The organism is Pseudomonas sp. EU05-FHT14B02, assembly GCF_058791055.1.
The window spans coordinates 1-773 of sequence record NZ_JBYTDD010000068.1 but is presented as its reverse complement, the minus strand read 5'-3'; the positions used below and the strand labels follow the sequence as shown (position 1 = coordinate 773).

The 773-nt window shown below is 61.4% G+C and carries 1 protein-coding gene; it reads left to right on the top strand.

Annotated features, from left to right (window positions below):
• A partial coding sequence (locus tag AC3WTM_RS29510) for an OmpP1/FadL family transporter (protein ID WP_492574125.1) occupies positions 1–773 on the top strand: 773 nt, incomplete at both ends.

The following is a 773-nucleotide window of genomic DNA, read 5'->3' as shown; positions in this document are numbered from 1 at the left end:
TCCAGCCTGCTCGGCCTGTCGCTGGTACCGAGCGTGGCTTATCGCTTCAATGAGCAGTGGTCAGTCGGCCTGGGCATCAAGGCCATGTACGGCATGTTGAAGGCAGATACGGCTATCGACCGCTCCCCTTTCGGCTTCACTGACCGCTCTGACGGCCAATACAAGTACCGCGACAACACCTGGGGCTATGGCGCCAACTTGGGCGTGATCTATGCCCCACAACCCGGCACGCGCATCGGCCTGACCTACACCAGCCAGGTCGACCTGGACTTCAAGGACCGGCTGGACGTCAAGGGCGACGGCCGCCTGCTCGAGCGCGTCAACAACACCGATACCGAACTGGACTTGAAGGTGCCGCAAACCGTCACCCTGAGCCTGTTCCAGCAACTGGATCGGCAATGGGCGTTGCTCGCCTCGGCCAACTGGCAGGATTGGTCGGAGTTCGGCGACATCGCCGTACAGGTCGACACCACGGCGTTTGGAGCGCAATCGACAACAGTCGACGCCGGCTTCAAGGACACCTGGCACCTCTCCCTTGGCGCGCAATACCAGGCCACCGAGCAGTGGCTGTGGAACGTCGGTGTGGCCTACGACAGCAGCGCCGTCACCGACAGCAACCGCAGCGTGGTCGTGCCGATGAATGAATCCTGGCGCATTGCGACAGGAGCCACCTATGCTCTGAACGAGAACACTGATGTCAACGTCAGTTGGGCCATGGTCTGGCTCGGCGACATGCCGGTGGACCAAGCCAAGTCCGTATCGGGTAATCGAAT